The organism is Frankia sp. CeTa3Moorea, from assembly GCF_978021225.1.
The window spans coordinates 1-4,848 of sequence record NZ_CDXDOR010000240.1 but is presented as its reverse complement, the minus strand read 5'-3'; the positions used below and the strand labels follow the sequence as shown (position 1 = coordinate 4,848).

Here is a 4,848-nt window from a genome sequence, read left to right as displayed (position 1 = left end):
TTCGTCCTTGACCTGATTGTTCCCGGCACAGCGCAGCGGCGTCCCCCGCCCTCGCCCAGGATCATCGCCGGTCACGGCGCCCTCGGCTGCAGGCCGGCGGCGCGGGCCCGAGGGGGCGGTCGCCTCGGAGCGACCGCCGCTCAGCGCCCGTTCAGGGGCGTCGCCGAGCGCATCGCCGATCCCTCCCCGAGCGCCGCCGAGAGCCCATTCAGGTGGAGTCCCGTGCCACCCCGCAGATGCGCGACGTCGTCCGCGCCGTCTCCGGTCATCACCAGCAGGACGTACTGCTCGGTCCACGTCAGCTTCGTGCCAGCCGCCTGCTCCCGGCTGCCCCGCAGCCCGACGCTGACCAACGACACCCAGCGCACCTGGTCGTTGACGACCGCCTCGTAGGTGAAGACGAGCAGCCGCCCGGGGACCAGTTGGAGGGTGTGCGTACGGCGCTCGATCCGCTCGACCGAATCGCCGATCCGCATGGTGCTGCGCAGAAGCTCGGTGCCGCCGAGGCTCACGTCATACCGGTTGCCCGGGTCGGCCTTTCCCGGCAGGCGCACCCACCGGACACGCCGGTCCGGTTCCGCGAAAGCAGCATAGACCTCCGCCGGCGACGAGCTCAGCTCGCGGTCGAGAACGAACGTGCCGTGGAGAGGGTCACCTGCAGTCACGACTGAAAGCCTACTCCCACAGCTGCGGGCTACCGGCACCCTGACCGCAGCCTCACCATGCGGCAGTGGCAGTGACCTGCCAGGGGCAGGGGTCGGTCCGCGACCCGATTCGTAACCCCTGTCGCACCGGTATCGCCTGGTCCGGACAGGGCTCTGGCTCACTTTCGGTCTGCGCCGTGAGGCGCTGCGGTTCAAGCCCAATGGATCATTCATCACAGCAGCTCGTGGCGGTTTGAACCAGCACCTGCATGCCGACGCAGAAGTGGTGTGCCCCGTTAAATCCGGACAGCCGTTATTAAGATGATCTAAGCGGCGGACTGCTTTTTCAGATATTCGTCGTGGACCTGTCGCGGGGTGCGGTAGTCAAGTCCCGAGTGGCGGCGTGTCGTATTGTAGCGGAGTTCTATGTATCGGGCTATGTCTCGTCGGGCGTGTGCGCGGGTGGGGTAGACGGTACGGTGAACCCGTTCGTTCTTCAGGGCCGCGAAGAACGATTCCGCCATCGCGTTGTCGTAGCAGATCCCGGTCCGGCCGACGGACTGGCGGATCCCGAGCTTCTTCAAGGTAGCAGCGAACTGGGCCGATGTGTAGTTACTTCCGCGGTCCGAATGAAAAATCGCCTGGTCGGTGAGCTGATGGTTACGGGCGGCCATGGTGATGGCGGTGTCGATGAGTCCGGTCCTGTAGTTGTCGTCCATGGCCCAGCCGATGACGGCTTTCGTGTGGCAGTCGATGACGGTCGCGAGGAAAAGCCAGCCTTCCCAGGTCGGGATGTAGGTGATGTCACCGACCATCTTGGTGCCCGGGGTGTCGGCGGTGAAGTCGCGCTGCAGCAGGTCGGGGATCGCGGTGGGGTCCTGGTCCTGTTCGGTCAGGGCGTGCCGCCAGGGGCGGGGCTGGCACGGTTCCAGGTCCTGCTCGCGCATGAGGGCACGGACGAGCTCGGGGCTACAGGGACGGCCCCAGGCACACAGGTCGGCGTGCACGCGCCGGTAGCCGTAGGTGCCGTCGGAGGCGGTGAACGACCGCTGGACGAGGGTGGCGAGCTCGCCGCGGCGGGTCGCGGTCGCGGACGTGGGGCGGTCACGCCATTCGTAGAAACCGGAACGGGAGACCTGGAGCCAGGCGCACATCTGGGTGACAGAGGGCTTCGGTGTGGTGCTGTTCGTGGTGGTGCGGGCGGCGTACTCCGCATCGATGAACTCGAACATGTCGCTCACCGATGATCCTTCGCGAAGTACGCTGCGCATTTTTTTAGGAATGCGTTCTCCATGGCCAGTTCCCGGTTCTGCCGTTCGAGATCGCGTATCCGTGCGTTGTCCTCGGCGGCCGGTGATGGCGCCTCGCCGGCGTGGGCGCGCCGGTAGGCGGCGACCCAGACCCCGAGTGTTCCCTCGACGATGCCGAGTTCACGTGCGACGTCGGCGATCGGACGGGATGTCTCGATCACCATCTTCACCGCCTCGTCCTTGAACTCGGGCGAGTACTTCCTGCGCTTCTGCGTCAACTATTACCCCTTCCGTGCTGCCCCTAATTCTAGTAGGGGTCACTGTCCGGAAGGAAAGAGGCGCCTCAAAGGGCCTACCTGCATCTCGAAAACGGCACGGTCACTGTCGAGCGTTCCGACTTCTATTCCAGAATCTCCTCCAGCCCTCTTCCGGACACACCAACGCCCTGGCCGAGTCGCTATTCGGGAGCCCGAAAAATGATTTCGTCCACCGCGAGAACTATCCGACCAGCCGCGTCGCCCGTACCACGATCGCCGATCACATCGAGATCTTCTACAACCGGCAGCGACTCTACTCCACCCTCGGCTGCCGAACCCCCGGGCACGTTGAAAAACTCTACCGCGCAACCGCCGCAACCATTACGGAGGCCGCATAAGCTGGATAATGTTTCCACTACGCAGGTGTCCGGAAAACGAGGCTCACCTCAGCTATAGTCGGCGGAATCAGGCGGTCATACTGATGATTAATGTGTGGTGTCAATACGCCTGGTGATGGCCACTGGCGGGTGGGTAAAACTTTTACATGAGGTATGCGACGGGTGGCGGGTTGACGCCCGCCGAGCAGGTGGAACGGGAACAGGTCCGGATGGCCGCGGCTGTCCGGTTCGGTCAGGGTGCGACCCGGGCGGAGGTGGCCCGGGAATTCAAAGTCACCCCGAAAACGGCGGGCCGCTGGTACCAGACGTGGGAGTCAGGGGGTGCGGGCGCGCTGCGGTCGACCGGTCCGTTGTCGGCGTGCCGGCTGGAGGATCGGCAGTTGGCCCGGTTGGAGGCGATCCTGCGCCGGGGTCCGGGACCGTACGGCTGGGATGATCAGCGGTGGACGTTGGCCCGGGTCGCGCAGGTGATCGAACGGGAGTTCGGGTTCACGTACACGTTGCCCGGGGTGTGGATGCTGCTGGACCGCAACGGCTGGTCGTGTCAGCTCCCTGCGCGTCGAGCGATCGAACGCGACGACACCGCGGTCGAGACCTGGACGCACCGGGAGTGGCCGGCGGTACAAAGACCGCGGCGACCCAGGGAGCCTGGGTCTGTTTCCTGGACGAGACAGGACAGGGCCTGAGGCCGCCACGGGCACGGACCTGGGGTCGGCGGGGACAGACCCCGGTAGTGCGGGTACCCGGCCGGGGCGGCTCCGGGCGGGTGAGTGTGGTCGGGATGGTCTGCTACCGGCCCGGGTGGCGCCCGCGGTTGCTCTACCGGGCCCGGACCTGGCGTGGTGGCGGTGGACGCAAGGGCATCGGCTGGCAGGACTGTCGGGATCTGCTGGTCGCCGCGCACGCGCAGCTTCCCGGGGGCCGGCTGGTCCTGGTCTGGGACGGGGTGAACATCCACCGCCAAGCGGAGATGACCGCGTTCCTACGGGAGCACGCCGGCTGGGTGAGCACGGTGGCACTGCCGGCGTACGCGCCGGATCTGAACCCGGCCGAGGGGGTGTGGTCCCAGCTCAAGCGGACCGCGCTGGTGCACCTGGCCGCCCGCACCCTCGACGACGTCCACCGGGCGGTCAAGCACGGGTTGAAACGGCTGCAGTACCGGCCCGGGGTGCTCCTCGGGTTCCTCGCCGAAACCGGCCTAGGGCGCGTGTCGAGTTGTGATCTGTCTGCGGGATTCGCACTCGTGGCGGGGCCTGATCCGGTAGATCGTCCTGCATGACACGGATGCAACTGACGGACGAGGAGTGGGTGTTCATCGAGCCTTACCTGCCGATCGGCGGGTTCGGCCCGTACCCGGCGCGGCTGCGGGCGCAGTTCGAAGGCGTGCTCTGGCGGTTCCGGACGGGTGGGCAGTGGCGGGAGATGCCGGCGGAGTTCGGTGCCTGGCCGACGGTCCACAACCGGTTCCGGCAGTGGCGGGACGCTGGTGTCTTCGAAGCCCTGCTGGAGGGCATGGTCGCCGAGGCCGCGAAGCGGGGTGAGGTGGACCTGTCCCTGGTCAGTGTGGACTCCACCACCGCCCGGGCCCACCACGACGCTGCCGGGATGCACCTGGGCCACGACGTCATCACCGCCCTGGAGAAAGCCGCTGTCGAGGAGGAGAAAACCCGGGAAAAGGGGGCGACTCGGAGGGACAAGACGGGCAGAACGCCGGATGTGACCCCGAGCGGGAAGAGCGACGACGTATCCGGCGTCGGCACGGCCTGCGGCTGAAAGCTGCTCTGCTGGGACGGTCGAGGGGCGGGCAGACCAGCAAGGTTCACCTCGCCGCCGACCGCAAGTGCCGTCCGCTGGCGTTCGTCCTGACCGCGGGGCAGGCCGCGGACAGCCCGCAGTTCATCCCCGTGCTGGCGAAAGTACGGGTCCCCGGGCCCGTCGGCCGTCCCCGCACCCGACCCGACGCGGTCGCCGGGGACAAGGCGTACTCGTCCCGCGGCAACCGCGCCTACCTGCGGAAACGCGGCATCAAGGTGGTCATCCCGGAGAAGAAGGACCAGGCCGCCAACCGGAAGAAGAAGGGCAGTAGGGGCGGCCGGCCCGTCCGCCACGACGCTGATCTCTACAAGGAGCGGAACACCGTCGAGCGTCTGATCAACAAGCTGAAGGCTTGGCGAGGCATCGCCACCCGCTATGACAAGACCCCGGGCAGCTACCTCGCAGGTCTCCACCTCCGCGCCTCGATGATCTGGATCAAGGAGCTCACGCAAACCACCCCTTGATCACAACCAAATACGCACCC

The 4,848-nt window shown here is 66.8% G+C and carries 5 protein-coding genes and 1 pseudogene; 4 read left to right on the top strand and 2 right to left on the bottom strand.

Annotated features, from left to right (window positions below):
- Nucleotides 1-140: 140 nt before the first annotated feature.
- Entirely contained in the window at nucleotides 141-665 is a 525-nt protein-coding gene (locus AC08OV_RS23490; protein ID WP_476615717.1) for an SRPBCC family protein, read from the bottom strand.
- A gap of 305 nt (nucleotides 666-970) precedes the next feature.
- A protein-coding gene (locus AC08OV_RS23485; RefSeq protein ID WP_476615716.1) for an IS3 family transposase occupies nucleotides 971-2,172 on the bottom strand; the annotation gives its coding sequence in 2 pieces (ribosomal slippage) (nucleotides 971-1,908 and nucleotides 1,908-2,172; 1,203 coding nt in all).
- 14 nt (nucleotides 2,173-2,186) lie between these two features.
- Here AC08OV_RS23485 and AC08OV_RS23480 point away from each other — a divergent pair.
- The 4 genes and pseudogenes from AC08OV_RS23480 (at nucleotide 2,187) to AC08OV_RS23465 (ending at nucleotide 4,828) form a co-directional block, all read left to right on the top strand.
- The gene (locus AC08OV_RS23480) at nucleotides 2,187-2,549 is read left to right on the top strand and encodes an integrase core domain-containing protein (RefSeq protein ID WP_476615715.1); all 363 of its coding nucleotides are present in this window, start codon (nucleotides 2,187-2,189) and stop codon (nucleotides 2,547-2,549) included.
- A gap of 146 nt (nucleotides 2,550-2,695) precedes the next feature.
- Complete coding sequence (locus AC08OV_RS23475; RefSeq protein ID WP_476615714.1) at nucleotides 2,696-3,235, top strand: winged helix-turn-helix domain-containing protein; 540 nt, start codon at nucleotides 2,696-2,698, stop codon at nucleotides 3,233-3,235.
- Nucleotides 3,160-3,828, top strand: coding sequence for an IS630 family transposase (locus AC08OV_RS23470; protein WP_476615713.1), 669 nt, complete (start codon nucleotides 3,160-3,162; stop codon nucleotides 3,826-3,828). Before AC08OV_RS23475 ends, AC08OV_RS23470 begins: the two co-directional genes overlap by 76 nt.
- Nucleotides 3,825-4,828: pseudogene (locus AC08OV_RS23465) on the top strand (IS5 family transposase). Before AC08OV_RS23470 ends, AC08OV_RS23465 begins: the two are co-directional and overlap by 4 nt.
- Nucleotides 4,829-4,848: the final 20 nt, after the last annotated feature.